The sequence below is a fragment of the Enterobacter sp. CM29 genome, from assembly GCF_013179605.1.
Classification (GTDB): Bacteria; Pseudomonadota; Gammaproteobacteria; order Enterobacterales; family Enterobacteriaceae; genus Enterobacter; species Enterobacter intestinihominis.
In genome coordinates this window covers 1-25,561 of sequence record NZ_JABMCU010000040.1, presented here as the reverse complement: position 1 = coordinate 25,561, position 25,561 = coordinate 1, and the positions used below count along the sequence as shown (strand labels likewise).

Sequence of the window (25,561 nt, the reverse complement as noted above, 5' to 3'; positions counted from 1 at the left end):
GGGTCAAAATTGTCAGCGTAATCCTCAATATTTTCGCTGTGATGACCGCGTTCTTTGGCGTCTATCTCGGCTTTCGTGAGGCGACGCAGGGCATTGTGATGAACATCCTGCGCCGCAAAATGCCGGCGGAGAAAATCAATGAAAATGCCGTCCAGCGCGGGATTATGCTGTTCGCCATCCTGCTGGCCTGGAGCGCGATTGTGTTAAACGCGCCGGTGCTGAGCTTCACTTCCATCTGTAGCCCTATTTTCGGGATGGTGGGCTGCTTAATTCCGGCGTGGCTGGTCTACAAAGTGCCCGCACTTCATAAATATAAAGGCGTATCGCTGGTGATTATTGTGATTACCGGGCTGCTGCTTTGTGTTTCTCCTTTCCTCGCCTTCTCATGAGGTTAAATAAGGTCGTAACGATGTCTGAGCAAATTAATCCTTTATGGAACCATTTTATTCGCGCGGTGCAGGAAGAGGTAAAGCCTGCGCTGGGCTGTACCGAACCCGTCTCGCTGGCGCTGGCGTGCGCGATGGCTGCCGGACAGCTTGACGGTGAGGTGACGCGTATCGAGGCGTGGGTATCGCCGAACCTGATGAAAAACGGGCTTGGCGTAACGGTGCCCGGTACCGGTATGGTCGGTTTACCCATCGCGGCCGCGCTGGGGGCGACAGGCGGTAACGCGCATGCCGGACTGGAGGTGTTGAAAGACGCGTCGTCCGAGGCGCTAACGCGCGCCAAAGCACTGCTGAACGCGGGTCTGGTGCAGGTAAAATTGCAGGAGCCGTGCGATGAGATCCTCTATTCACGTGCCTGCGTTTACGTCGGTGAATCCTCGGCGATGGTGACCATCGCCGGCGGGCACACCCGTGTGGTGGAGATGGTGTGTCAGGGCGAAACGCGCTTCAGGCTTGACGATAATCAGAGCCAGAACAGCGACGATCCGCTGGAGGTGCTCTCGACCACCACGCTGTCGCAGATCCTTGAGTTTGTGGAACAGGTGCCGTTCGACGCGATCCGCTTTATCCTCGATGCGGGACGGCTGAACGATGCGCTCTCCCGGGAAGGTTTACGTGGCAACTGGGGGTTGCATATTGGTGCGACGCTCAATAAACAGCGCACACGCGGATGGATGGCGCAGGATCTGGGTTCAGACATTGTTATCCGCACCAGCGCAGCCTCGGATGCCCGCATGGGGGGCGCGACACTGCCGGCGATGAGCAACTCGGGTTCCGGGAATCAGGGCATCACCGCCACCATGCCGGTGGTGGTGGTGGCTGAGCACGTTCAGGCCGATGACGAACGGCTGGCGCGGGCGCTGATGCTCTCGCACCTGTCGGCGATCTATATCCATTACCAGCTTCCGCGCTTGTCCGCGCTGTGTGCGGCGACAACGGCCGGAATGGGGGCCGCCGCAGGGATGGCGTGGCTGATGGGCGGTTCTTACCAGACTATTGCCATGGCGATCGGCAGTATGATCGGCGACGTCAGCGGGATGATCTGTGACGGGGCGTCTAACAGTTGCGCAATGAAGGTCTCGACCAGCGTCACCAGCGCCTGGAAAGCCGTGATGATGGCGTTGGATGATACTGCCGTGACGGGTAATGAGGGGATTGTGGCGCACGACGTGGAGCAGTCGATCGCGAACCTGTGCGCGCTGGCGTGCCGCTCGATGCAGGCAACGGACCGGCAGATTATTGAGATTATGGCGAGTAAGGTGTAAAAATTTCCCCTCACCCCAACCCCTCACCCCAACCCCTCTCCCCATAGGGGCGAGGGCTCGATCGTTCCCTCTCCCCTTTGGGGAGAGGGCTAGGGTGAGGGGGGGTTAAACCGGCAAATCAATCAGCAGCGCGCGCAGCGGCGTATCCGCCACCAGGGTGATATTCGCTTCATCACGAATAAACGCGCCGTCGCCGCAGGTGAGCGCCTCTTTCTCTTCCGCGTGCGTCACCGCATGCACCGTTCCGTGAATGGACTGCAGATAGGCGCGCGGGCCATGAAGCTGGAAGCTTGCCTGTTCACCTTTTTTCAGTTCGATATGGTGCAGCCACACCTGCTGGCGCAACTGCAGGCTGCCTTTGCTGCCATCAGGGGATGCAATCAGCTGCTGTTTATCGCCCTTCAGATCGATTTTTTGCACCAGCGGATTTTCCCGCTCCGGACAGGCATCCAGCCACAGCTGCATGCGGGTCAGCGTTTTGTCTTTGCTGAGGTTATGCTCGCTATAGCTAATACCCGGCTGCGTGGAAATTAACAGCGCCTCGCCAGCCTTCGCCTGGACATGATTGCCCTCGCTATCGCGGTATTCTGCCTCGCCTTCCAGGATCAGGTTCAGGATATCGACTTTCGGGTACGTGCGCGGCTGGAAGGACGCGCCCGGGGCGAGCACTTCCTGGTTCAATACGCGCAGTGAAGCGTAACCGAGAAGTTTAGGGTCAAAGTAGTGTCCAAAGGAAAAGGTGTAGCGGGCCTGCAACCAACCGAAATCGGCTTGTCCGCACTGTTTCGCTGTTCTTGTCGTAATCATAAACTTGACCTCTCTTTACACTAAATCAATGGTAAAGGTATGGACGCTGCATTGTTAGCCAGATATTCTGCCCGGTATGTTCAAATTTCCTGAATGAGAACGAGATGGCTAAAGAGAGAGCATTGACGCTTGAGGCGCTTCGCGTCATGGACGCGATTGACAGGCGCGGCAGTTTTGCCGCGGCGGCAGATGAACTGGGGCGCGTTCCGTCTGCGCTGAGCTATACCATGCAAAAGCTGGAGGAGGAGCTGGATGTTGTGCTCTTCGATCGCTCTGGTCATCGAACAAAATTCACCAACGTTGGGCGGATGCTGCTGGAGCGCGGCCGCGTATTGCTGGAAGCGGCGGATAAACTGACGACCGATGCCGAAGCGCTGGCCCGCGGCTGGGAAACCCATCTGACGTTAGTGACCGAAGCGCTGGTGCCCACCGAGGCGCTGTTCCCGCTGGTGGACAGACTGGCCGCGAAAGCCAATACCCAGCTGTCGATCATCACCGAGGTACTGGCCGGGGCGTGGGAGCGTCTTGAGACGGGCAGGGCGGATATCGTCATTGCGCCGGATATGCATTTCCGCTCATCGTCAGAAATTAACTCGCGCAAACTGTACAGCGTGATGAACGTCTACGTCGCTGCGCCGGGTCACCCGATCCATCAGGAGCCGGAACCGCTCTCTGAGGTCACGCGCGTGAAATACCGCGGCGTGGCGGTGGCGGATACCGCGCGCGAGCGCCCGGTGTTAACGGTGCAGTTGCTGGATAAACAGCCGCGTCTGACGGTGACGTCGCTGGAAGATAAGCGTCAGGCGCTGCTGGCGGGGCTGGGCGTGGCGACCATGCCGTATCCGTTCGTCGAAAAGGACATTGCAGAGGGACGGCTGCGCGTTGTCAGCCCGGAATACACCAGCGAAGTGGATATTATTATGGCGTGGCGTCGTGACAGCATGGGCGAAGCCAAATCATGGTGTTTACGCGAAATTCCGAAGCTTTTCACGCAATATAATAAATAAAATCGTAATTTGTAGGCCCGGTAAGCGAAGCGCCACCGGGCTTTTTTTTATGCGCAGATCTTCGGATCCGGACCAAAGCGGTTTTCTCCCGGCGTTCCGCTCTGACAGTTGAAAATCAAAATGACGATCCAGCCGATAAGCGGGATCAACAGCAACAGCAGCCACCACGCCGAACGATCGGTGTCGTGGAGACGACGAAACAGTACGGCCCATGAAGGCAGCAGAACCAACACACCATAAATGGTGGTGAGAATGCCTTCGCCCCCCTCGCGTTCCCAGCCGAGGATTTTGTCCACAATACCCAGCACCATAATCAGGACGAAGTTCACCAGAACGAACATCCAGTACTCTTTACGGCGGGCACGGCCACCAAATCCAACGTAGTTGCGCAGTACTTTTAAATACCAGTCCATTTTTCCTTGCCTCTTAGTCAGTCAATCACTTGTTTTCTAAGCGATCGAGGTAAGGATAGATGTATGCCGTGAATTAAAAAAGGGAATCAATTGATTCCCTAAATAATTATCCGAAACGCACGTCGCGCCCGTGCGGTTCATCCAGATCCTGCCACGGACCAATGGAGATAATGCCCGTTGGGTTGATGGTCTTATGACTGCGGAAATAATGGGTGCGAATATGCTCAAAATTGACCGTCTCCGCAATACCCGGCATCTGATAGATGTCGCGCAGGAAACCGTGCAGGTTCAGATAATCGCTGATGCGATGCTTGTCGCACTTGAAGTGGGTGACATACACCGGATCGAAGCGGATCAGCGTCGTCCACAGGCGGATGTCTGCTTCGGTGAGGCGATCGCCCGCTAAATAACGATGCTGGCCGAGGATCTGCTCCAGACGTTCCAGGGATCCAAACACGTTGCCGACCGCTTCGTCGTACGCTTCCTGACTGGTGGCAAAACCGGCTTTATAGACGCCGTTGTTGACGTTGTCGTAGATCCAGCCGTTCAGCTCGTCAATTTTCTCGCGCAGCTCAACCGGATAGTAATCCCCGGCGCGGGCGCCGTGCGCGTCAAACGCGGTATTGAACATGCGAATGATTTCAGCGGATTCATTGCTGACGATCGTCTGGTTTTTCTTGTCCCACAGTACAGGCACCGTTACGCGTCCGGTGTAGTGCGGATCGGCGCGCAGATAGAGCTGATACAGGAAATCGTGATGATAAAGCTCATCACCCGTCGCGGCCGGGAAGTCACTGTCGAACGTCCAGCCATTTTCCAGCATCAGCGGGTTGACCACCGAAACCGGAATTAGCGATTCGAGACCTTTAAGTTTGCGCACAATCAGCGTGCGGTGCGCCCAAGGACAGGCGAGAGAAACATACAGATGATAACGATCTTTCTCCGCCGCAAAGCCCCCTTCGCCACTCGGGCCGGGCGCGCCGTCGGCGGTCAGCCAGTTACGGAAGGCCGAAACAGAGCGCTTAAAGCGTCCACCGGTGGATTTGGTGTCATACCAGACATCCTGCCAGACGCCGTCTACGAGTTGTCCCATTTTTTACTCCTCCGTCAGATAGCAAAAGCGAGGAGATGTCTCCTCGCTTTGAATTTAATCAGTATAGCGTGCTTACCACTTCTTATTCAGAAGACGGTCGATGCTGTAGGCGCCCGGACCCGTGATAGCCAGCAGCAGGAAGCCACCCGCGATGGTCAGGTTTTTCATGAACATCAGGGAGTTCACGCCTTCCGCAAAGTTGCTGTGGAAGATGAACGCGGTCAGCAGGGTAAAGCCTGCGGTGAACAGCGCCGTGGTGCGGGTCAGGAAACCGAACAGCACTGCCAGGCCGCCGCCGAACTCAAGCAGGATGGTCAGTGGCAGCAGGAAACCCGGCACGCCCATCGCTTCCATATACTGCTGAGTGCCCGCATAGCCGGTAATTTTGCCCCAGCCTGCGGTGATGAACAGCACAGGCATCAGAATACGCGCTACCAATACACCAACATCATCTAATTTTTTCATTTTACTCTCCAGGAAACCACATCAGCGGCTAAACGTTATTTGCGTGCAAATTCGGGTAGATACCGCGTCTTTGCTGTCGATGGAGAGGAGTGTAAACGGGGCGGATGGCAATTGTTAGCAAGGAAAACTGTCAATCTTTTTCAAAGATATTGAGTAAGGGAGCATGGAGAGATTTTGCCGGGTGACGGCTACGCCTTACGCGGCCTACTTTTTTACCGTAGACCGGGTAAGCGCAGCGCCACCCGGCGAGAAGGCTAGCGCAGCTGCTGCTGACGAATCGTTGCTTTCACCAGACGCCATGCGCTCCAGACACCAAAGCCACGGCGTGCCCAGCGAATCAGCATGTTTGGATGACGAATCGTCCAGATCGCCATCACGCTGCTACCCACCAGCGCCCACGAACGCAGGCTCAGAAGAGTATTCCAGCCGCGATCGTAACGCTGGGTCAGCTCCAGCCAGTCGCGACGGCTGGCGGACAGGTCCAGCCGCTGCTGCTGGATCTGGCTCAGCAGATACGCTTTCCGCTTTTGACGTTCGGCTTTGTCGCTCACGACTTATCATCCTCCAGCAGGGCGCGGTCGTTGGCCAGCTCCTGGCGAGTATGGCGCAGGAAGGTCGACGTGCGCGCTTTATGCAGGGTCCAGATACCGCCTATCAGCGCCGCCACCAGCAGAACCACGGTAGTGGCAATCATCGCGTTCAGTCGATACTGTGGATCGATAGCCCAGATGATTAACACCATCAGGCTCATCAGACCAAACGCGGCAAAGAGCATCGTAAGCCCAAGCATGAGCAGCATCTGGAAGAGATTGGCTTTCTCCTCTTCCAGTTCCACTACCGCAAGCCGGACGCGCGTTTCGGCAATCCCGACCAGCGTCGTAAGAATACGCTGGCCGATGCCGAGGACGTTTTTAGCAGGCCCTTGTGCGTGACGTGGATCTTCCATAATCAACGACGCGTCAGCAGGACACCCAGCACCACACCCACTGCGGCACCAATACCAACGCCTGTCCATGGATTGTCACGTACATATTCGTCTGCGCGCGCAGCCGCTTCGCGGGTCTGTTTCGCCAGTGCATCACCGGTTTCACCCAGACGGTAACGGCTCTCTTTCAGTGCCTGCTCCGCTTTGCTGCGCAGTTTGCTGACTTCTTCTTTCGATTTATCGGCAGAAGAGTTCAGCACCTCTTCCAGGGTGTCCGCCAGGGATTTCAGCTCAGCGCGCAGATGTTCTGAAGTTGTATCTTTTGACATGATTCTCTCCTGTTGAGATTTCCGTTAACTCAATAATCGCGAGCTTCCAGCGCTTTCAGTTCGTCCTGCGCCTCTTGCAACTTCCTCTCGCGTTTGGCAATTTTTTCCGCATCACCTTTCTCTTTCGCTTCTTGCAGGTCTTGACGGCGCTCGGCTATCTCGTCCTTCTGTTCAGCGATTTTTTCCTGATGATCGGCACGCAGCTTGCTGTCCGTACAATTGTCTTTCACTTCGCTCAGCGCTTTTTTCAGTCCGTCGATCCGGTGCTGATTGTTATGCTTTTCGGCATAACTGATTTCGCGTTGAATATCCTGTTCTTTCTCCTGACAAAGAGACATAGCGAAGGAAGCTGTGCTTAAAGAAAAAAGGGCCAGAGCCAGGGTGATGCGGTATTTCATTATAGAAACCTTCCATTGTGTTACGGCGTAAGCCGTGTTCCAGAACTATGCGGAGAACATCTGAGGGGTGCTCCGCGTACTTAAGCATAGTAAGTAAACGGGAGTTTCACCAAAGTGGGTGAAAATATTCGGAATATTAGTCGTTAGCCAAATCGATGCGACGTGTCGCGTAACCGTGACATCCAGGAGGCTACGTGGCTGTCATCATCCTGTTGCGCGATGATGTAACCCTGCGGCAACGTGCGGTCCAGCACCGCTTTCGCCGCGGCGCTTTGCGCACTGGAGTCAAATTTTATCAGCAGCACATCGTCTTGCGGCGTGATGCTCTTAAAGGGGATCCCGTTAGCGTCCAGATGATGCCAGATGGAAAAACCATCCGGCACGCTGGTTCCTTGACTCACAGGACGGATAGTCAGCGTCGACTCCTGGTGCTGTAGGGCAGACCATAGCAGGATGAGAGCGCTGAACATCATTAGCGCGACGATGGCGTAAGAGAAGCGGCGCAGCGCGAGCGGGGAGATAACCATCGTTAACCCCTGGCTCCGTATTTCTTTTTCCACAGTACGACCAGTGAACCGACCAGGCCAAACACCAGCAGGACGACGGGCAGCAGCATCAGGCAAGACATCAGCTGGTCTTCATATTTCATAAAGACCGGCGTTTTACCGAGCGCGTAGCCGAGCGTGGTCAGGATCAGAACCCACAGCAGGCCGCTCATCCAGTTAAAGAACTGGAAGCGCGCGCTGCTCAGGCCGGACAAGCCCGCAATGGTCGGCAGCAGGGTGCGTACGAATGCGATAAAGCGGCCAATCAGCAAGGCGGAGAGCCCGTGCTTATGGAAAAGGTGGTGCGCTCGCTGGTGATAATGTGCCGGAAGATGCGAAAGCCAGTTCTGAACGATTCGCGTGTTGCCCAGCCATCGCCCCTGAATATAACTCACCCAGCAACCCAGGCTGGCGGCAATGGTCAACAGCAGAACCGTTTGTGGGAAAGCCATCGCTCCTTTTGCACAGAGCACCCCAACCAGCACCAGCAGGCTGTCGCCCGGTAAAAAGGCAGCAGGCAGCAGACCGTTCTCAAGGAACAGGATCATAAATAACACAAAGTAGAGCATGCCAATCATGGACGGGTTGGCCAGCGTTTCGAAATCCTGAGCCCAGAGGGCGTTCAGTAGTTGGGTCAAAAGTTCCATTCAGTGTTCCTGGAAATCGGTTAACGTCACGCCTGTCATACGGGAAAACAGCACGGCGACATTGTTATGATTTCATTATGGTCGCTCGCGGACACAATGATGTGTGGCCAACACTGTTCCCTGTTAATTGGCTGGTTAGCAAGCACTAACTTACAAAATAACGAAGTGAATCCAATTGTAACAAAGCCCGACGTTCTGCGTCACAGAATTTGAGGGGAAACACGATTTTGGCGTAAGCCACGGAGGGGAGCGAGAGATTTTACAAAGGCTGACACTATAGAGGTTTTCTTACCCTGTCTGGCCGGAAGGCGCGGCGGTGCGCCTGCCAGCAGTTCAGGAGGTTATTTTGCGACATTGGTCGCGGTATCGAGGTGAACCACCGGATTATCAGCAAAAAGATAGCGGTCAGCGTTAAATTCAAAGTCATCACTCGTTTCATTAAAAAGCATCTGTTTAGTGTTCTCCAGATGCTGCCACATTGCCAGTTTCGCCGCATGCGGATCTTTACGAATCAGGGCCTTAAGAATCTGGTCGTGGTCGTCACACCAGTTGTCTACCGTGCGGGAATCAATGTGATCGTGCAGTTTCTTCCAGTACGGGTTGTGAACGCGCTGAGTCCACATTTTTTCAACGATTGCCGCCAGCGCTGTGTTCTGAGTCGCAAGGGCGACCTGGACGTGGAATTGCAGGTCCCATTCGGAATCGCGGAAACATTTTTCTTTACGCGCATGATCCTGGATTTCCATCAGCTTCATGATGTCCTGCTTGGTGACCTGCGTCGCTGCGAATTCTGCGATATTGCTTTCAATCAGCTGGCGAGCCTGGAGAAGCTCAAACGGACCGTAGCTGGCAAATTCCAGACTTTCGTCCGGCGTGGGGGAGTGTTTCGCCTGGCTGGAAATCACGTGAATACCGGAACCTTTGCGTACCTCAACATACCCTTCAACTTCCAGCATGATGATGGCTTCGCGGACCACCGTACGGCTGACGCTTTTTTCATCCGCAATAAAACGCTCAGCGGGAAGTTTATCACCGACAAGATAGACCCCTTGCTCGATGCGATCTTTCAGCTCGGCGGCAAGTTGTTGATATAAACGACGTGATTCGGTGATTTCCATATGCGCTCCAGGCAGGGTACGGCGAATGATTTGTTATACCACTTTTGCTTGCCACTCTCCAGATTTCGCCATTAAAAAAGCCGCCCGGAGGCGGCTTTTGCGACGTTTTTGCCGGGTGGCGCTACGCTTACCCGGCCTACGGTTTTATCGGGTGTTATAGGCCGGGTAAGGCGAAGCCGCCACCCGGCACAACAAGCTAACTCTGCGTCGCCGGTCCCCCAAGGGACTCTTTCGCCAGTTCCTCGGCGGATTTACTCTTCAGCACCGTCCAGATAACCACTGCACCCAGCAGGTCGAAGATGGCCAGTACCGCGAACAGCGGGCTGAAACCGATGGTGTCTGCCAGCGCGCCGACCACCAGCGCAAACAGGGTACTTGCGGTCCAGGCGGCCATCCCGGTCAGACCGTTGGCGGTGGCAACTTCGTTACGACCAAACACGTCGGACGAGAGCGTAATCAGCGCGCCAGACAGAGACTGGTGAGCAAAGCCCCCGATACACAGCAGGGCGATAGCCACGTAAGGACTGGTGAACAGGCCAATCATGCCAGGGCCAATCATCAGCAGGGCGCCCATGGTGACCACCATCTTACGGGACACAATCAGGTTCACGCCAAACCAGCGCTGGAACAGCGGTGGCAGGTAGCCGCCGACGATACAGCCCAGGTCTGCAAACAGCATTGGCATCCAGGCGAACATCGCGATCTCTTTCAGGTTAAAGCCGTAGACTTTGAACATGAACAGCGGGATCCAGGCGTTGAACGTACCCCAGGCCGGTTCCGCCAGGAAGCGTGGCAGGGCGATACCCCAGAACTGACGGGTACCCAGGATCTGCCAGACGGACATTTTTTTACCGTTGTCGGTCTGATGATGAGATTCCTGACCATTGATAATGTAGTCACGTTCTTCGGTAGACAGCTTTTTCTGATCGCGCGGGTGTTTATAGAAGATCAGCCACGCCATGGCCCAGGCAAAACTCAGCACTCCGGAGATGATGAACGCCATTTGCCAGCTGTGCATCACAATCGCCCACACCACCAGTGGCGGAGCAATCATCGCCCCGATGGAGGAACCCACGTTGAAGTAACCGACAGCGATTGAACGTTCTTTTGCCGGGAACCATTCAGAGCTGGCTTTCAGACCCGCAGGGATCATCGCCGCTTCGGCAGCACCTACCGCACCACGTGCCAGCGCCAGCCCGCCCCAGCTGCCAGCCAGCGCCGTCGCCCCGCAGAAGACGGCCCATGCTACAGCGAAGAAGGCATAACCAATTTTTGTACCCAGAATATCAAGAACATAACCTGCAACAGGCTGCATTACGGTGTAAGCGGCAGAATACGCCGCAATGATGTAAGAGTATTGTTGTGTGGAGATATGTAACTCTTCCATCAACGTTGGCGCCGCTGCTGCCACGGTGTTACGTGTCAGGTAGCCCAGCACGGTGCCGAGCGTCACCAGTGCGATCATGTACCAACGTAACCCTTTAATTTTACGCATGTAAAACCTCATCGTTATGTTATTTCCGTGTCGGGACACGGCAACAACTCAACCGTTGCCGGGAGCTGTTCTGTAACGGGAGGGGCGTAACCGGGAACCTGTCCCGGAACGGCCCGAACCTTGCCATAAGTCATTGTGCTAAGTCGGCTTCCGTACCGTTAAATCCGATGTAACAAACACCGGTAATGCATTCCGTCGGCTTATAGTTTGCGACGGCGAAAAGATAACTTGTCATACAACTTTAAAAGGTGAGTGACATCACAAAAGAGTGAATCTTTGTAGGGATATTATGCGGCGTGCGCAAAGCCAGATCTGGCGCGGCCTGCAAGAAGGTTTACCCCTTTGAGGGTAATTTATTTGTCGACGTTTATTGATCTAACTCACGAAAAAAACGTCGGACTCTGGAAATTGGTGTGATAACTTTGCAGCATCTGAACATAAGCTTTCTGACGCTCCCGTAATGAGGAAGACGATAATGACACCGTTTATGACCGAAGATTTCCTGTTAGATACCGAATTTGCTCGCCGCCTGTACCACGACTACGCAAAAGACCAGCCGATTTTCGACTACCACTGCCATTTACCGCCGCAGCAGGTTGCCGAAAATTACCGTTTCAAAAACCTGTATGATATCTGGCTGAAGGGTGACCACTATAAGTGGCGCGCAATGCGCACCAACGGCGTGGCCGAGCGCCTGTGTACCGGCGACGCGACCGATCGCGAGAAGTTTGACGCCTGGGCCGCTACCGTTCCTCACACCATCGGTAACCCGTTATACCACTGGACGCACCTCGAACTGCGTCGTCCGTTTGGTATCACCGGCAAGCTGCTCTCTCCCGCCACGGCGGATGAAATCTGGGATCAGTGCAACGAACTGCTGGCGCAGGATAGCTTCTCGGCGCGCGGCATCATGCAGCAGATGAACGTGAAGATGGTGGGTACAACCGACGATCCGATCGACTCCCTGGAGCACCACGCGGTTGTCGCGAAGGACAGCACGTTTGACATCAAAGTGCTGCCAAGCTGGCGCCCGGATAAAGCCTTCAACATCGAGCTGCCGACCTTTAACGACTACATGGCGAAGCTGGCGGAAGTTTCGGATACCGACATTCGTCGCTTTGACGATCTGCAAACCGCGCTGACCAAACGTCTGGATCACTTTGCCGCACACGGCTGTAAAGTGTCTGACCACGCGCTGGACGTGGTGCTGTTCGCGGATTCCAGCGAAGCCGAGCTGGACAGCATCCTGGCGCGTCGTCTCTCCGGCGAAGCCCTGAGCGAGCATGAAGTCGCCCAGTTCAAAACCGCGGTGCTGGTGTTCCTCGGTGCGGAATATGCCCGTCGCGGCTGGGTTCAGCAGTACCATATCGGCGCGCTGCGTAATAACAACCAGCGTCAGTTCAAACTGCTGGGCGCGGACGTGGGCTTCGACTCCATCAACGACCGCCCTCTGGCGGAAGAGCTGTCAAAACTGCTGAGCAAACAGAACGAGCAAAACCTGCTGCCAAAAACCATTCTCTACTGCCTGAACCCGCGCGATAACGAAGTACTGGGCACCATGATCGGCAACTTCCAGGGCGAAGGGATGCCGGGCAAGATGCAGTTCGGTTCCGGCTGGTGGTTTAACGATCAAAAAGACGGCATGGAGCGTCAGATGACACAGCTGGCGCAGCTCGGCCTGTTGAGCCGCTTCGTTGGCATGCTGACCGACAGCCGCAGTTTCCTCTCCTATACCCGCCATGAATATTTCCGCCGCATTCTGTGCCAGATGATTGGCCGCTGGGTGCACGCGGGTGAAGCGCCAGCGGATATCCAGCTGCTGGGCGAAATGGTGAGAAACATCTGCTTTAATAATGCGCGTGACTACTTCGCCATTGAACTGAACTAAGGCCGTTTGAGGTTGATATGCAATACATCAAAATCCATTCGCTGGATAACGTTGCCGTCGCGCTGGCCGATTTAGCCGAAGGGACGGAAGTGACCTTCGACAACCAGTCGGTGACGTTACGCCAGGCCATTGGACGTGGACATAAGTTTGCCCTGATCCCCATCGCGAAAGGGGAGAACGTGGTGAAGTACGGTTTGCCCATCGGTCATGCGCTGGCGGATATTGCGCCGGGTGAATACATTCATTCCCACAATACCCGCACCAATCTCAGCGATCTGGACGAGTACAGCTATCAACCTGACTTCCAGCCAGAAGAAGGACAGGCGGCCGATCGTGAGGTACAGATCTACCGCCGCGCCAGCGGCGAGGTGGGGATCCGCAATGAGCTGTGGATCCTCCCGACTGTCGGCTGCGTGAACGGGATCGCGCGTCAAATTCAGACGCGTTTCCTGAAAGAGACTAATGATGCTGAAGGCACCGACGGCGTGCATCTGTTCAGCCACACCTACGGTTGTTCCCAGCTGGGCGACGACCACATCAATACCCGCACCATGCTGCAAAACATGGTGCGCCACCCGAACGCGGGCGCGGTGCTGGTGATCGGCCTCGGCTGCGAGAACAATCAGGTCGACGCCTTCCGCGACACGCTGGGCGAATTTGACCCTGAGCGCGTGCACTTTATGGTGTGTCAGCACCAGGACGACGAAGTGGAAGCGGGCGTTGAACAGCTGCATCAGCTGTACGAGGTGATGCGTCACGACAAGCGCGAGCCGGGCACGCTGAGCGAACTGAAGTTTGGCCTGGAGTGCGGCGGATCTGATGGCCTTTCCGGCATTACCGCTAACCCAATGCTGGGTCGCTTCTCGGATTACGTGATTGCCAACGGCGGCACTACGGTGCTGACCGAAGTGCCGGAGATGTTCGGCGCAGAGCGCATTCTGATGAGCCACTGCCGCGACGAAGAGACCTTTGAGAAGACCGTCACCATGGTCAACGACTTCAAACAGTACTTCATCGCCCATAACCAGCCGATATACGAGAACCCCTCGCCGGGTAACAAAGCGGGCGGCATCACCACGCTTGAAGAGAAATCCCTGGGCTGCACCCAAAAAGCGGGCGCCAGCCAGGTGGTAGACGTGCTGCGCTACGGTGAACGGCTAAAAACGCACGGCCTGAACCTGCTCAGCGCACCGGGCAACGATGCGGTCGCCACCAGTGCGCTGGCAGGCGCGGGCTGTCATATGGTGCTGTTCAGTACCGGGCGCGGTACGCCGTACGGCGGGTTTGTGCCGACGGTGAAAATCGCCACTAACAGCGAACTGGCGGCGAAGAAAAAGCACTGGATCGACTTTGACGCGGGCCAGCTGATCCACGGCAAAGCGATGCCGCAGCTGCTGAGCGAATTCGTGGACACGATTGTGGAATTTGCCAGCGGCAGGCAGACCTGCAACGAGAAGAACGACTTCCGCGAGCTGGCGATCTTTAAGAGTGGTGTGACGCTATAAGTCGGGTGCGGGCTGGTGCCCTCACCCCGGCCCTCTCCCACAGGGAGAGGGTGCAAACACTAAAAACGGCAACACATGTTGCCGTTTTGCATTTACCTTGTAGGCCCGGTAAGGCGTAGCCGCCACCGGGCTTTTCTTTTTAACCTCGCAGGGCGTTCTTCGCTAAACGCGCATCTTCCGCCTGACAGGCTGCGGCGGTAAACAGCACGTCGGTAGAGGAGTTCAGCGCGGTTTCGCAGGAATCCTGCAATACGCCGATAATGAAACCGACCGCGACAACCTGCATGGCAATCTCGTTCGGAATACCGAACATGTTACAGGCCAGCGGGATCAGCAGCAGAGAGCCGCCCGCCACGCCGGATGCGCCACAGGCACACAGTGATGCAACGACGCTCAGCAGCAGCGCGGTTGGCAGATCTACCGGAATACCCAGCGTATGCACCGCCGCCAGCGTCAGCACGGTGATGGTAATCGCCGCACCGGCCATGTTCACGGTTGCACCCAGGGGAATCGACACCGAATAGGTATCGCGGTCCAGGTTCAGCTTCTCCGCCAGCGCCATGTTCACCGGTATGTTCGCCGCTGAGCTGCGGGTGAAGAAGGCATACACGCCGCTCTCGCGCAGGCAGGTCAGCACCAGCGGATACGGGTTGCGGCGGATCTGCCAGAACACCAGCAGCGGGTTGATCACCAGCGCCACCAGCAGCATACAGCCGACCAGGACGACCAGCAGCTGCGCGTAGCCCCACAGTGCGTCGAAACCGGTGGTGGCCAGCGTCGAAGAAACCAGACCAAAGATACCGACTGGTGCAAAGCGAATCACCAGCTTCACCATGAAGGTCACTGCATTGGACAAATCGTTAACCAGGTTTTTCGTGGTCTCGTTGCCATGACGCAGCGCGAAGCCCAGACCAATCGCCCAGACCAGGATGCCAATGTAGTTTCCGTTCATCAGTGCGGTGATGGGGTTAGAGACCATGCTCATCAGCAGGCCGCGAAGGACTTCCACAATCCCGGACGGCGGGGTGATATCACCGGCCGCGCTGGTCAGGTGCAGCGTGGACGGGAACAGGAAGCTAAACACAACGGCCGTTAAGGCAGCAGAGAAGGTTCCCAGCAGATACAGGAACAGAATAGGGCGAATGTTGGTTTTTTGTCCGTGCTGGTGGTTGGCAATCGACGCCATCACCAGCATTAGCACCAGTACCGGGGCGACGGCCTTCAGTGCGCCAACGAAAAGGGTGCCGAGCAGTCCCGTCGCTTCCGCCGCAGGTTTTGACACCATCGCCAGCAGAATACCCAGTACCAACCCGACCAGAATTTGTTTTACAAGACTGCCCTGCGCCAGGCGCGCAAGCAGGCCCTTAGATTGTGTGCTCATACGTTATTCCTGAGTGAAATTGCGTTCCATCCTGGATGTGCTCTAAGTCACATTTGTATCCGGATGTAAGTATTTGTTTGCCTGGTTGAGTATCAGGGAAAGCAGCGAAAGGCGGAAGCGTAAAATGCTGGATTTTACGTGTTGCGTCATGTTTTTTAACTATTGGTTAACGAAAGTGCCGGGTGGCGCTGCGCTTACCCGGCCTGCATTGCATTTCCCCCTCTCCCCGTGGGAGAGGGGTGGGGTGAGGGCATCAGCCCGCACCGAACGTTGCACTAAGCCTGCTGCTTCTTATCGTGCTGGCGGTTAACCCAGGTATTGATAATCAGCGTCACCAGCAGAATGCCAAACACCACGCCGAGCGAAATGGCGATCGGGATATGGTAGAAATCAACAATCAGCATCTTGATACCGATAAAGACCAGAATCACCGACAGACCGTACTTCAGCATTGAGAAGCGCTCTGCCGCGCCCGCCAGCAGGAAGTACATCGCACGCAGGCCGAGGATCGCGAACAGGTTCGAGGTCAGCACGATGAACGGGTCGGTAGTGACCGCGAAGATAGCCGGGATACTGTCCACGGCGAAAATCACGTCGCTCAGCTCGACCAGAATCAGCACCAGCAGCAGCGGGGTGGCGAACAGCAGGCCGTTCTTACGCACGAAGAAATGCTCGCTCTCGATCTTGTCCGTCATGCGCAGATGACCCCGGATCCACTTCACCAGCGGCTTATCACCGATACCGGTATCGTCTTCTTTCGCCAGCGCCATTTTGACCCCGGTGAACAGCAGGAACGCACCAAACACGTACAGCAGCCATTCGAACTGGGTAATCAGCCAGCTACCGGCGAAGATCATGATGGTACGCAAAATGATGGCGCCCAGCACGCCGTATACCAGCACGCGGCGTTGCAGGGCCGCAGGCACGGCGAAGTAACTGAACAGCATCAGCCAGACGAAGACGTTATCAACCGCCAGCGCTTTTTCAATCAGATAGCCGGTGAGGAAGGCGAGTGCCTGAGGATCGGCCACCGCGCGACCTTCGGTTGAGGCCAGATACCACCAGAAGGCGGCGCAGAAAAGAAGTGAGAGGGTAACCCATACCAGCGACCAGACGGCGGCTTGCTTAACGCTCATGCCGTGTTCGCCGCGACGACCCTGCAAAAAGAGGTCGATCGCCAGCATGATGAGCACGACAACCGCGAATCCGCCCCACAGCATTGGAGTGCCGACAGAATGCATACTATTTTCCTTACACATAAAAAAACAAAAACGGCTATGGTCAGAAGACGATAGCCGTTAGCTTTTTATGCATAGACCTCGCCTTCCGGCAAGGTCTCACTTACAACCACGAAGGTTGCCCGGCGACCGGATGCGGTTTTGCACGCATCGTAATGACGATCCACCGGCGAAGAAGTTACTCCCCTTTGCAGGTAACAAATTATGTCAGACCATCGATTTCGTCAATGGTCTGCACGATTTCATTACACAGCTTTACGCGACGGCTTCCACATTCACGCCGTCTGCGGGGAAGATTACGCCGGTCTGTCGGCGGATCTCCGTTTGCAGCTTCGCCGTGGTGCGGCTGATCGCCAGTCCCGGGTGGTTCACTTCGTTGTCTTCTACCAGACGGGCGAAGACCTCTGCCTCATAAAGCATAGTGTTAATATGCTGAGGCTGCGTCAGCTCCTGCGCTTTTCCGCCGCGCGGAACGATGCTGAGCTTCTGGCATTCGGAGATTTTTTCGATCACCAGCGAGCCGTCTTCGCCCTGAATTTCGCTTGGCAGCACGGAGTCGCTGACCTTCGAGTGCTGCAACGTCACGCTGAAATCACCGTAGTCCAGCACCACAACGCCGTGTGCATCCACGCCGCTCTCCAGCAGGCTGGCGGTGGCCGTCACGCCGTGTGGTTCCCCCCACAGCGCAACCGCAGAGGCCAGGCAGTAAAAACCGATATCCATAATCGAGCCATTCGAGAAGGCCGGGTTAAAGGTGTTCGGGTTTTCGCCGTCCAGATAGCGCTGGTAGCGCGAGGAATACTGGCAGTAGTTGATAAAGGCTTTACGCACTTTGCCAATTTTCGGCAGGGACTGCTGCAACAGCAGGAAGTTGGGCAGGCTGGCGGTTTTGAACGCTTCAAACAGCACCACCTGGTTTTCGCGGGCAAGCGCAATGGCGGCTTCCACTTCGTGGATATTCGACGCCAGCGGCTTCTCGCAGATCACATGCTTTTTATGGCTGAGGAACAGCTTCGTTTGCGGGAAGTGCAGAGCATTCGGGCTGGCGATATAGACCGCGTCAATGGCGTCGCTTTGCGCCATCTCATCGAGTGAGGTGAACAGATGTTCAACCAGGTAGTCATTCGCAAAACTTTGCGCCTGCTCAAGGCTGCGGGAATAGACTGCGGTGAGCTTATATTTGCCGGTTTCGTGGGCGGCGTCGACGAACTGGCGCGTGATCCAGTTCGTACCGATGACTGCGAAACGTATCATAAACGTTTACGTACTCCGTAGCAGGGAACCTAAAGCCACTGTAGCACGTCCTCATGACATTTCGCGTGCGCTACTGCGCATTACTCTTTAACGATAAATGCGTCAGCCACAAACGGGTATCAAACTCCAGCTGGTGGTACTGCGGCTCCATATGGCAGCACAGGGAATAGAACGCTTTGTCGTGATCTTTCTCTTTCAGGTGCGCCAGCTCGTGCACCACGATCATCCGCAGAAAGGCTTCCGGCGCATTGCGAAAGACGGTCGCGACGCGGATCTCCGCCTTAGCCTTCAGCTTGCCGCCCTGCACGCGGGAGATGGCGGTATGCAGGCCGAGCGCGTTTTTCAGCACGTGGATCTTGTTGTCGTACATCACCTTGTTGATCGGCGGGGCGCTCTTCAGATACTGGCTTTTCAGATCCTGCGTATACTGCCAGAGGGCTTTGTCAGTCGCGAAATCATGCGTGCCCGGGTAGCGTTTTTCCAGCACCGCGCCGAGCTTTCCCGCGGCGATCAGGTCGCGAACCTGGGATAGTAATTGCTCCGGGTAGCCCTGGAGATAAGTCAGCTGGTTCATCAAAACCCCAAAATAGTGTGAAAACGGGTATACTCACGCACCCTTTTCAGGGATACGCCAAATTTTACCATTCAGGAGGGCCGATGAGCCACTTAGACAACGGTTTCCGTTCACTCAACCTTAAACGTTTCCCGGAAACGGACGACGTGAACCCGCTTCAGGCGTGGGAAGCGGCGGATGAATATCTGCTGCAGCAGTTGGATGAGACTGAAATCCGCGGCCCGGTTCTGATCCTGAATGACGCGTTTGGCGCGCTGGGCTGTGCGCTGGCGGAACATGCGCCTTACAGTATCGGCGATTCTTACTTAAGCGAGCTGGCGACGCGTGAAAACCTGCGTCACAACGATATCGACGAATCCAGCGTGAAGTTCCTCGACAGCACCGCGGACTACCCGCAGACGCCAGGCGTGGTGCTGATTAAAGTGCCCAAAACCATGGCGCTGCTGGAGCAGCAACTGCGCGCGCTGCGTAAAGTCGTGACGCCAGAAACGCGCATCATCGCGGGCGCCAAGGCGCGTGATATTCACACCTCGACGCTGGAACTGTTCGAGAAAGTGCTCGGCCCGACCACTACGACGCTGGCCTGGAAAAAAGCGCGCCTGATCAACTGTACCTTCAGCGCGCCGGAACTGGCCGACGCGCCAGAGACCCTGAGCTGGAAGCTGGAAGGGACCGACTGGACCATCCACAACCACGCGAACGTCTTCTCCCGAACCGGTCTGGATATCGGCGCACGTTTTTTTATGGAACATCTGCCGGAAAACCTGGAAGGGGAGATTGTCGATCTCGGCTGCGGTAACGGCGTGATTGGCCTGACGCTGCTGGCGAAGAACCCGGAGGCCAGCGTGGTGTTCAGCGACGAATCGCCAATGGCGGTGGCTTCAAGCCGTCTGAACGTGGAAACCAATCTGCCGGAGGCGCTGGATCGCTGCGAGTTTATGATCAATAACGCGCTGTCCGGCGTAGAGCCTTTCCGCTTCAACGCGGTGTTTTGCAATCCTCCGTTCCACCAGAAGCACGCCCTGACGGATAACGTCGCGTGGGAGATGTTCCACCACGCGCGCCGCTGCCTGAAAATCAACGGCGAGCTGTATATCGTGGCGAACCGCCATCTGGACTACTTCCACAAGCTGAAGAAGATTTTCGGTAACTGCGTCACCATTGCGACAAACAACAAGTTTGTGGTGCTGAAGTCGGTGAAGCTGGGGCGTCGTCGATAAGATCGTTTTGCCTGGCGGCGTTTCGCTTGCACAGGCCTACGGTTTCAAATGCCCGGTGGCGCTTCGCTTACCGGGCCTACAATGGCCTCGGACCCGTAGGCCCGGTAAGCGAAGCGCCACCGGGCGATGCCGTTAAATACTCAGCGCCAGTTTTGTCCCCTGCGCAATCGCCCGCCGCGCATCCAGTTCCATCGCCACGTCGCACCCGCCAATCAAATGTACCGTTTTCCCTGCCTCACGCAGCGGATCGGCCAGATCGCGCTTCGGCTCCTGCCCGGCGCACAAAATCACATGATCCACGTCCAGCAGCTGCGGCTCACCGCCGATCAGAACGTGTAGCCCGTCGTCGTCGATCTTCTGGTAGCTCACCCCCGGGATCATCTTCACCCCGCGCGAGAGCAGGGTGGCGCGGTGGATCCAGCCTGTGGTTTTCCCCAGCCCTTCACCCGGCTTGCTGGCTTTACGCTGGAGCATCACGATCTGACGCGGGCTTTTCGGCAGTTGCGGACCTTCCGGGCGTAAACCGCCGGACTGACTGAGACTGGTATCAATGCCCCATTCCACGCAGAACTCAGCGATGTTCTGGCTGGTGGCTTCGCCCGGCTGGCTTAAATACATCGCGGTATCAAAACCGATCCCGCCGCAGCCGATGATCGCCACCTTCTCGCCAACCGGCGCTTTGTCGCGCAGCACGTCCAGATAGCTCAATACCTTCGGATGATCGATACCTTCGATCGCAGGGGTGCGCGGGGCGATCCCACTCGCGAGGATCACCTCGTCGAAACCGATCAGATCCGCCGCGCTGACAACCTGATTGAGCCGCAGATCGACGCCCGTCACCTCGATCATCCGGCGGTAATAGCGCAGCGTTTCATAGAACTCCTCTTTGCCGGGGATCTGTCTGGCGATAGTAAACTGCCCGCCGATTTCCGCCAGCGCATCAAACAGCGTCACGCTGTGCCCACGCGAGGCGGCATTGACCGCAAACGCCAGGCCAGCGGGTCCTGCGCCCACCACGGCCAGACGCTTCTTGTTGGTCGCAGGAACGATCGGCATTTTGGTTTCATGGCAGGCGCGGGGATTCACCAGGCAGGAGGTGACCTTGCCGACGAAGATCTGATCCAGACACGCCTGGTTACAGCCGATACAGGTGTTGATCTCATCCGCACGGCCGCTTTGCGCTTTGGAGAGCAGTTCGGCATCCGCGAGGAACGGACGCGCCATCGACACCATATCGGCGTCGCCGCGGGAGATCACATCGTCCGCCACCTGCGGATCGTTAATGCGGTTAGTGGTCACCAGCGGAACGGAGACTTTGCCTTTCAGCTTGCGCGTTACCCAGCTGAACGCCGCACGCGGCACCGGCGTGGCGATGGTGGGGATGCGCGCTTCGTGCCAGCCAATCCCGGTGTTGATAATGGTGGCACCGGCGGCTTCAATCGCCTGCGCCAGCTGCACGGTTTCGTCGAAGGTGCCGCCGCCTTCCACCAGGTCGAGCATCGACAGGCGGAAGATGATAATAAAATCCGCACCGGCACGTTCACGCACCGCGCGCACCACCTCCACGGCAAAACGCATGCGGCGGGCATAGTCACCACCCCATTCGTCGTCGCGCTGGTTGGTGCGTGCGGCGAGGAATTCATTGATCAGGTAGCCTTCTGAGCCCATCACCTCCACGCCGTCGTAGCCCGCTTCCCGCGCCAGCGCGGCGCAGCGAGCAAAGTCATCTATCAGCGCCAGGATCTCGTCATGGCTGAGGGCATGGGGAGTAAAGCGGTTAATCGGCGCCTGAATAGCCGAGGGGGCAACCAGGTTCGGCTGATAGCTGTAGCGCCCGGTATGCAGAATTTGCAGGGCGATTTTGCCGCCCTCGTTGTGAACCGCGTCGGTCACCATGCGGTGGTGCGGCAGCTGTGTCGCATCGTTCAACACCGCGCCGCCCTCCATCGTCACCCCGGAAGGGGCAGGGGCTACGCCGCCAGTGACAATCAGCGCCACCCCGTGGCGCGCGCGCTCGGCATAGAAGGCTGCCAGACGTTCAGCCCCGTCCGGACGCTCCTCCAGCCCGGTGTGCATTGAGCCCATTAACACGCGGTTTTTGAGGGTAGTGAACCCCAGATCGAGAGGGGCGAATAACGACGGGTAGCGGCTCATAGTCTCTTCCAGTGTAAAATTATTGTTATGTGGTCGGATGAGTTACTAATTTAGCCAGCGGCGGCAGAAAGGTAAAAGCGGGATCGAATGATTGTGATAGATCTCAAAGAACTTCACCCCTCACCCCGGCCCTCTCCCCAGAGGGGAGAGGGTGAAAGGCCGCACGGAGCAGTCCCCTCTCCCCTCTGGGGAGAGGGTTAGGGTGAGGGGCGTGTGTCGCGCATCAGGCCCGGCGCCTGCCACATCGAGGTTGTCAGCCCGCTGTCCACCAGCCCGAGCTGGTCCGCGTACACCGCCTGCCATTTCTGCATCATGCCGTCGTACAGCTCGCGGTGCGCCGGGTTTGGCGTGAACTCGCGGCTCCACTTCACCAGCCGCTCGCCCGTCGAGGCCATATCCGCGAACAGCCCCGCGCCAGCTCCTGCGGCAATGGCGCAGCCGAGCGCCGTTGCCTCTTTGACTTCTGGCACGCGCACCGGCAGGCCGGTGACGTCGCTTAAAATCTGGCTCCACAGGGCGCCCTTTGCGCCGCCGCCGGCAAACACCAGGCTCTCAAACGTCACGCCGGAAAAGTGAGAAATCTGCGCCAGGTTGCAGGCCGAGACGATCGCCGCGTTCTCCTCCAGCGCGCGGAACAGCGTCGCTTTGTTGCACTTTTCCGGGTCAATGGAGAGGTTAATAAACGACGGTGCCGCGTGGTACCACTGCTTAAAATGCATCGCATCGGAGAAGATCGGCATCACCCCGTGGGAGCCCGGCGGGACGCGGCTCGCCATCTCTTCGAGCAGGGAGTAGGGGTCCATTCCCATGCGTTCGGCAATCAGCTTCTCTTCGGCGCAGAAGGCGTCGCGGAACCAGCGCATGGTCAGCCCGGTAAAGAAGCTGATCGACTCTGCCTGCGCCATGCCGGGGATAACGTGCGGGTTTACGCGGATGTTCATCTCAGGGTCGGTGCGCACCTGCGGCAGGTTCACCACCTGTTGCCAGAAGGTGCCGCCCAGCACCGCCGTTTGTCCGGCGCGCACCACGCCCAGCCCCAGACAGCCCAGCTGCACGTCGCCGCCGCCCATCACCACCGGGGTGCCCTCGCGCAGACCGCTCTGTTGTGCGGCTGCTTTGGTGATGGCCCCCAGTACGGTGCCGGTCTCTTTTACCGGGGAGAGGATATCGGCGCGCAGCCCGGCCATGTCGAGCAGCGCCGGACGCCAGTCGCGGGAGAAGAGATCCAGCATGCCCGTCGTGCCCGCATTGGACGGGTCCACCGCCAACTCGCCGGAGAGCTTCGCCGCCAGCCAGTCGCTGATCATGGTGATGGTGGCGGCTTTACGATAAATATCCGGACGATGGTGCGCCAGCCACAGCAGGCGCGGCATGGCGCTGAGGGCAAGCGTCTGGCCGGAAACGTCATACACTTCGGATTCAAACCGGTAATCGTGGATCTCTTTGAGTTCAGCTACCTCTCGGCTGGCGCGGGCGTCGACGTTGGCGCAGGCCCAGATAGCCTCGCCGTTGCGGTCGTACAGCACAATCCCTTCGCGCATCGAACAGCAGGCGACGGACTGAATATCCGCCGCGCTCAGGCGCGCGCGCTCCAGCGCCTGATGAATACACCGGCAGGCCAGCTGCCAGTTGGTGTCGAGGTCGAACTCCATCGAGCCCGGCACGTTCTCGACGCTCAGGTGTTTCCACTCGGCCTGGCCAACGGCAATCTGGTTGCCCTGCAAATCGAAAACAACGGCGCGAACGCTGCCTGTCCCTGCATCTAACGCTAAAAGGTAACTCATGAGCATGCCTCATTGTTAGCGCAGGGAGGGCTCTTAAATGGCCAGAGCCAGCACCGCGCGGGCTGTCGTCTCTTCCGTCACCAGGCCATTAATACGGCGGCCCTTCAGTGCGGCATAAATCGCATCGGCTTTCTCTTCCCCCCCGGCCACGCCTACGATGGTGGGCAGCTGTGCCAGTTCATCGAGCGTGACGCCCAGTAGTTCTTTGTGGATCTCCAGCTCCTCGACGCATTCCCCTTCGGCATTGAGGAAATAGCCAAGGATATCGCCGACCGCGCCCTTGCGGGCGTACATCAACTGTTCACCTTCGCTGATATAGCCGGAGCGCAGTATCGTCGCGTCACGGCGCTGGTTCACCGAGCCAATGCCGACCACCGCCACGTCAGCGGCGGTGGCGGCGAGGATCACGTCCCGCACGCTGGTTTCGCGCTTTAAGATCCCGGCGACTTCAGCGGATGACACGCGAAGCGGGGCAGGGATCATGCTGACGCTACAGGCCGCATCCAGCTGGCCGATACCGGTCATATACGGCCCCACGCCGCCGGAGAGCGTCACCAGGCGGATCTGCTGTGAGCTAATAAAGCCGCTCAGGTGTTGCAGGCTGCTCATGGTGGTTTCACCGAAGCCCACCGCTAACAGCTGGCCGGGCTCCAGCACGCCCATCAGCGACTGGGCCGCGCCAATGCCTAACCGCACGTTCATCGGCGGCGTATTCAGGGCGGGCATCACGCGCACCAGCTTCAGGCCAAATCGTTGTTGCAACTCGGTTTCCAGCGCCAGGCAGCCCTCGTAGCGGGAGTTTATCTGCACGCGGATCACCCCGGACTGACGGCCTTTCTCCAGCAGGCGGGAGATCTTCAGGCGCGGCAGCCCGAGCCGCTCGCCGATGTCGTTCTGGGTCAGCCCGTCGTGGTAGTAGCACCAGGCCACGCGCGCCACCAGCTCCTCTTCCGCCAGTGCCAGCCCGGCAAACCGTCCTTCTTCCGCAGTGCGTTTATCGCTCATAGTTGAACTCTTATAAAAATTTAGATCATATGTTCGTGATGGTGCGGCGTGAAAATGTGAGCCACGCGACAAAACGGATCTTTTCGATCCTTTCCGGTTTATCTGAATCTCAATCGATAAAACTGTGATCCCTGCACGGTTGTAAATATAGTTCACCGTCTACGCTTTTGAACATTATTAAATCTAAAAATCATTTGTTCAATAGCGGAGCGATGATGACACCACTTCTCGAGGCACGTGACATCTGCAAACAGTTCTCTGGCGTGCCTGTGTTAAAAGGCATTGATTTCACGCTGCTTGCTGGGCAGGTGCATGCGCTGATGGGCGGTAACGGCGCGGGAAAATCGACGTTGATGAAAATCATCGCCGGGGTTGAAACGCCGGATCGCGGTGAGCTTTCGGTTGCGGGCGAGTCTTTTGCACGGCTTACCCCGTCGCAGGCGCACCGGTTAGGCATTTATCTGGTGCCACAGGAGCCGCTGCTTTTCCCCAACCTGACGGTGCGGGAAAACATCCTGTTTCGTCTGCCGCGCGAACGAGATCGGGAAAAGCGGCTGGCGGAGAAACTCCAGCAGCTGCAATGTCAGCTTAATCTTGATGCCGCT

At 57.2% G+C, this 25,561-nt stretch carries 25 protein-coding genes and 1 pseudogene; 7 read left to right on the top strand and 19 right to left on the bottom strand.

What is annotated here, in order from left to right; translation table 11 throughout:
- A pseudogene (locus HP459_RS07555) lies at positions 1–389 on the top strand (hypothetical protein); the annotation flags it as partial.
- 20 nt (positions 390–409) lie between these two features.
- Positions 410–1,711, top strand: coding sequence for a serine dehydratase subunit alpha family protein (locus HP459_RS07550; RefSeq protein ID WP_058646857.1), 1,302 nt, complete (start codon positions 410–412; stop codon positions 1,709–1,711).
- A 105-nt stretch (positions 1,712–1,816) separates the two neighbouring features.
- Here HP459_RS07550 and HP459_RS07545 read toward each other — a convergent pair whose 3' ends face one another.
- The gene (locus HP459_RS07545) at positions 1,817–2,518 is read right to left on the bottom strand and encodes a pirin family protein (protein WP_022649481.1); all 702 of its coding nucleotides are present in this window, start codon (positions 2,516–2,518) and stop codon (positions 1,817–1,819) included.
- A 104-nt stretch (positions 2,519–2,622) separates the two neighbouring features.
- Here HP459_RS07545 and yhaJ point away from each other — a divergent pair, with 104 nt between their 5' ends.
- Complete coding sequence (gene yhaJ, locus HP459_RS07540; RefSeq protein WP_022649480.1) at positions 2,623–3,525, top strand: DNA-binding transcriptional regulator YhaJ; 903 nt, start codon at positions 2,623–2,625, stop codon at positions 3,523–3,525.
- Between the two features lie 47 nt (positions 3,526–3,572).
- Here yhaJ and HP459_RS07535 read toward each other — a convergent pair whose 3' ends face one another.
- The 11 genes from HP459_RS07535 to HP459_RS07485 form a co-directional block, all read right to left on the bottom strand.
- Positions 3,573–3,938 carry a DUF805 domain-containing protein gene (locus HP459_RS07535; protein WP_022649479.1) on the bottom strand — a complete coding sequence of 122 codons (366 nt, stop codon included), beginning with the start codon at positions 3,936–3,938 and terminating at the stop codon, positions 3,573–3,575.
- A 106-nt stretch (positions 3,939–4,044) separates the two neighbouring features.
- Positions 4,045–5,031: a glutathione S-transferase family protein gene (locus HP459_RS07530; protein ID WP_150312435.1), complete on the bottom strand. Its 987-nt coding sequence runs from the start codon at positions 5,029–5,031 to the stop codon at positions 4,045–4,047.
- Between the two features lie 72 nt (positions 5,032–5,103).
- Positions 5,104–5,496, bottom strand: coding sequence for a DoxX family protein (locus HP459_RS07525; protein WP_032626373.1), 393 nt, complete (start codon positions 5,494–5,496; stop codon positions 5,104–5,106).
- A 254-nt stretch (positions 5,497–5,750) separates the two neighbouring features.
- Positions 5,751–6,047 (bottom strand): YqjK-like family protein, encoded by a 297-nt coding sequence (locus HP459_RS07520; RefSeq protein ID WP_022649477.1) that lies wholly within the window; start codon positions 6,045–6,047, stop codon positions 5,751–5,753.
- A complete protein-coding gene (locus HP459_RS07515) occupies positions 6,044–6,442 on the bottom strand; it encodes a phage holin family protein (protein ID WP_003862647.1) in 399 nt (132 codons plus the stop codon). Before HP459_RS07515 ends, HP459_RS07520 begins: the two co-directional genes overlap by 4 nt.
- A 2-nt stretch (positions 6,443–6,444) precedes the next feature.
- Positions 6,445–6,750, bottom strand: a complete 306-nt coding sequence (locus tag HP459_RS07510; protein WP_008503141.1) for a YqjD family protein — start codon at positions 6,748–6,750, stop codon at positions 6,445–6,447.
- Positions 6,751–6,779: 29 nt separating this feature from the next.
- Positions 6,780–7,148 (bottom strand): DUF1090 domain-containing protein, encoded by a 369-nt coding sequence (locus tag HP459_RS07505; RefSeq protein WP_017382428.1) that lies wholly within the window; start codon positions 7,146–7,148, stop codon positions 6,780–6,782.
- Positions 7,149–7,291: 143 nt separating this feature from the next.
- A complete protein-coding gene (mzrA, locus tag HP459_RS07500) occupies positions 7,292–7,675 on the bottom strand; it encodes an EnvZ/OmpR regulon moderator MzrA (protein ID WP_171936076.1) in 384 nt (127 codons plus the stop codon).
- A 2-nt stretch (positions 7,676–7,677) separates the two neighbouring features.
- Complete coding sequence (gene yqjA / locus HP459_RS07495) at positions 7,678–8,340, bottom strand: DedA family general envelope maintenance protein YqjA (protein WP_022649475.1); 663 nt, start codon at positions 8,338–8,340, stop codon at positions 7,678–7,680.
- A gap of 341 nt (positions 8,341–8,681) precedes the next feature.
- Positions 8,682–9,458 carry a transcriptional regulator ExuR gene (gene exuR / locus HP459_RS07490; RefSeq protein WP_023298695.1) on the bottom strand — a complete coding sequence of 259 codons (777 nt, stop codon included), beginning with the start codon at positions 9,456–9,458 and terminating at the stop codon, positions 8,682–8,684.
- 196 nt (positions 9,459–9,654) lie between these two features.
- Complete coding sequence (locus HP459_RS07485) at positions 9,655–10,953, bottom strand: MFS transporter (RefSeq protein WP_022649474.1); 1,299 nt, start codon at positions 10,951–10,953, stop codon at positions 9,655–9,657.
- Positions 10,954–11,428: 475 nt separating this feature from the next.
- Here HP459_RS07485 and uxaC point away from each other — a divergent pair, with 475 nt between their 5' ends.
- The gene (gene uxaC, locus HP459_RS07480) at positions 11,429–12,841 is read left to right on the top strand and encodes a glucuronate isomerase (protein ID WP_063146532.1); all 1,413 of its coding nucleotides are present in this window, start codon (positions 11,429–11,431) and stop codon (positions 12,839–12,841) included.
- Between the two features lie 17 nt (positions 12,842–12,858).
- Positions 12,859–14,346 carry a UxaA family hydrolase gene (locus HP459_RS07475; RefSeq protein ID WP_045622970.1) on the top strand — a complete coding sequence of 496 codons (1,488 nt, stop codon included), beginning with the start codon at positions 12,859–12,861 and terminating at the stop codon, positions 14,344–14,346.
- A gap of 139 nt (positions 14,347–14,485) precedes the next feature.
- Here the strand turns inward: HP459_RS07475 and sstT are convergent, their stop codons facing one another.
- The 4 genes from sstT to HP459_RS07455 form a co-directional block, all read right to left on the bottom strand.
- Positions 14,486–15,727, bottom strand: a complete 1,242-nt coding sequence (gene sstT, locus HP459_RS07470; protein WP_022649471.1) for a serine/threonine transporter SstT — start codon at positions 15,725–15,727, stop codon at positions 14,486–14,488.
- Between the two features lie 275 nt (positions 15,728–16,002).
- Positions 16,003–16,968, bottom strand: a complete 966-nt coding sequence (locus tag HP459_RS07465; RefSeq protein ID WP_022649470.1) for a TerC family protein — start codon at positions 16,966–16,968, stop codon at positions 16,003–16,005.
- Between the two features lie 252 nt (positions 16,969–17,220).
- Positions 17,221–18,219 carry a Gfo/Idh/MocA family protein gene (locus tag HP459_RS07460; protein ID WP_022649469.1) on the bottom strand — a complete coding sequence of 333 codons (999 nt, stop codon included), beginning with the start codon at positions 18,217–18,219 and terminating at the stop codon, positions 17,221–17,223.
- A 70-nt stretch (positions 18,220–18,289) separates the two neighbouring features.
- Positions 18,290–18,793 carry a M48 family metallopeptidase gene (locus tag HP459_RS07455; RefSeq protein WP_023298690.1) on the bottom strand — a complete coding sequence of 168 codons (504 nt, stop codon included), beginning with the start codon at positions 18,791–18,793 and terminating at the stop codon, positions 18,290–18,292.
- A gap of 83 nt (positions 18,794–18,876) precedes the next feature.
- Here HP459_RS07455 and rlmG point away from each other — a divergent pair, with 83 nt between their 5' ends.
- Positions 18,877–20,013: a 23S rRNA (guanine(1835)-N(2))-methyltransferase RlmG gene (gene rlmG, locus HP459_RS07450; RefSeq protein ID WP_171936075.1), complete on the top strand. Its 1,137-nt coding sequence runs from the start codon at positions 18,877–18,879 to the stop codon at positions 20,011–20,013.
- Between the two features lie 132 nt (positions 20,014–20,145).
- Here the strand turns inward: rlmG and HP459_RS07445 are convergent, their stop codons facing one another.
- From HP459_RS07445 to lsrR, 3 genes are all read right to left on the bottom strand, one after another.
- Positions 20,146–22,167, bottom strand: coding sequence for an NADPH-dependent 2,4-dienoyl-CoA reductase (locus HP459_RS07445; RefSeq protein WP_171936074.1), 2,022 nt, complete (start codon positions 22,165–22,167; stop codon positions 20,146–20,148).
- A gap of 197 nt (positions 22,168–22,364) precedes the next feature.
- Entirely contained in the window at positions 22,365–23,951 is a 1,587-nt protein-coding gene (lsrK, locus tag HP459_RS07440) for an autoinducer-2 kinase (RefSeq protein ID WP_171936073.1), read from the bottom strand.
- Positions 23,952–23,984: 33 nt separating this feature from the next.
- Positions 23,985–24,956 carry a transcriptional regulator LsrR gene (gene lsrR, locus HP459_RS07435; RefSeq protein WP_022649464.1) on the bottom strand — a complete coding sequence of 324 codons (972 nt, stop codon included), beginning with the start codon at positions 24,954–24,956 and terminating at the stop codon, positions 23,985–23,987.
- A gap of 215 nt (positions 24,957–25,171) precedes the next feature.
- Between lsrR and HP459_RS07430 the strand changes: the two genes are divergently transcribed.
- Positions 25,172–25,561, top strand: a 390-nt coding sequence (locus HP459_RS07430; RefSeq protein ID WP_171936077.1) for an ATP-binding cassette domain-containing protein, incomplete at its 3' end; no start/stop codon positions are given.

Excerpts from the sequence above, each read along its gene's own strand:
- HP459_RS07550 (WP_058646857.1), top strand. The coding sequence starts at position 410 with ATGTCTGAGCAAATTAATCCTTTATGGAACCATTTTATTCGCGCGGTG.
- HP459_RS07545 (WP_022649481.1), bottom strand. The coding sequence starts at position 2,518 with ATGATTACGACAAGAACAGCGAAACAGTGCGGACAAGCCGATTTCGGT.
- yhaJ (WP_022649480.1), top strand. The coding sequence starts at position 2,623 with ATGGCTAAAGAGAGAGCATTGACGCTTGAGGCGCTTCGCGTCATGGAC.
- HP459_RS07535 (WP_022649479.1), bottom strand. The coding sequence starts at position 3,938 with ATGGACTGGTATTTAAAAGTACTGCGCAACTACGTTGGATTTGGTGGC.
- HP459_RS07530 (WP_150312435.1), bottom strand. The coding sequence starts at position 5,031 with ATGGGACAACTCGTAGACGGCGTCTGGCAGGATGTCTGGTATGACACC.
- HP459_RS07525 (WP_032626373.1), bottom strand. The coding sequence starts at position 5,496 with ATGAAAAAATTAGATGATGTTGGTGTATTGGTAGCGCGTATTCTGATG.
- HP459_RS07515 (WP_003862647.1), bottom strand. The coding sequence starts at position 6,442 with ATGGAAGATCCACGTCACGCACAAGGGCCTGCTAAAAACGTCCTCGGC.
- HP459_RS07510 (WP_008503141.1), bottom strand. The coding sequence starts at position 6,750 with ATGTCAAAAGATACAACTTCAGAACATCTGCGCGCTGAGCTGAAATCC.
- HP459_RS07505 (WP_017382428.1), bottom strand. The coding sequence starts at position 7,148 with ATGAAATACCGCATCACCCTGGCTCTGGCCCTTTTTTCTTTAAGCACA.
- mzrA (WP_171936076.1), bottom strand. The coding sequence starts at position 7,675 with ATGGTTATCTCCCCGCTCGCGCTGCGCCGCTTCTCTTACGCCATCGTC.
- yqjA (WP_022649475.1), bottom strand. The coding sequence starts at position 8,340 with ATGGAACTTTTGACCCAACTACTGAACGCCCTCTGGGCTCAGGATTTC.
- exuR (WP_023298695.1), bottom strand. The coding sequence starts at position 9,458 with ATGGAAATCACCGAATCACGTCGTTTATATCAACAACTTGCCGCCGAG.
- HP459_RS07485 (WP_022649474.1), bottom strand. The coding sequence starts at position 10,953 with ATGCGTAAAATTAAAGGGTTACGTTGGTACATGATCGCACTGGTGACG.
- uxaC (WP_063146532.1), top strand. The coding sequence starts at position 11,429 with ATGACACCGTTTATGACCGAAGATTTCCTGTTAGATACCGAATTTGCT.
- HP459_RS07475 (WP_045622970.1), top strand. The coding sequence starts at position 12,859 with ATGCAATACATCAAAATCCATTCGCTGGATAACGTTGCCGTCGCGCTG.
- sstT (WP_022649471.1), bottom strand. The coding sequence starts at position 15,727 with ATGAGCACACAATCTAAGGGCCTGCTTGCGCGCCTGGCGCAGGGCAGT.
- HP459_RS07465 (WP_022649470.1), bottom strand. The coding sequence starts at position 16,968 with ATGCATTCTGTCGGCACTCCAATGCTGTGGGGCGGATTCGCGGTTGTC.
- HP459_RS07460 (WP_022649469.1), bottom strand. The coding sequence starts at position 18,219 with ATGATACGTTTCGCAGTCATCGGTACGAACTGGATCACGCGCCAGTTC.
- HP459_RS07455 (WP_023298690.1), bottom strand. The coding sequence starts at position 18,793 with ATGAACCAGCTGACTTATCTCCAGGGCTACCCGGAGCAATTACTATCC.
- rlmG (WP_171936075.1), top strand. The coding sequence starts at position 18,877 with ATGAGCCACTTAGACAACGGTTTCCGTTCACTCAACCTTAAACGTTTC.
- HP459_RS07445 (WP_171936074.1), bottom strand. The coding sequence starts at position 22,167 with ATGAGCCGCTACCCGTCGTTATTCGCCCCTCTCGATCTGGGGTTCACT.
- lsrK (WP_171936073.1), bottom strand. The coding sequence starts at position 23,951 with ATGAGTTACCTTTTAGCGTTAGATGCAGGGACAGGCAGCGTTCGCGCC.
- lsrR (WP_022649464.1), bottom strand. The coding sequence starts at position 24,956 with ATGAGCGATAAACGCACTGCGGAAGAAGGACGGTTTGCCGGGCTGGCA.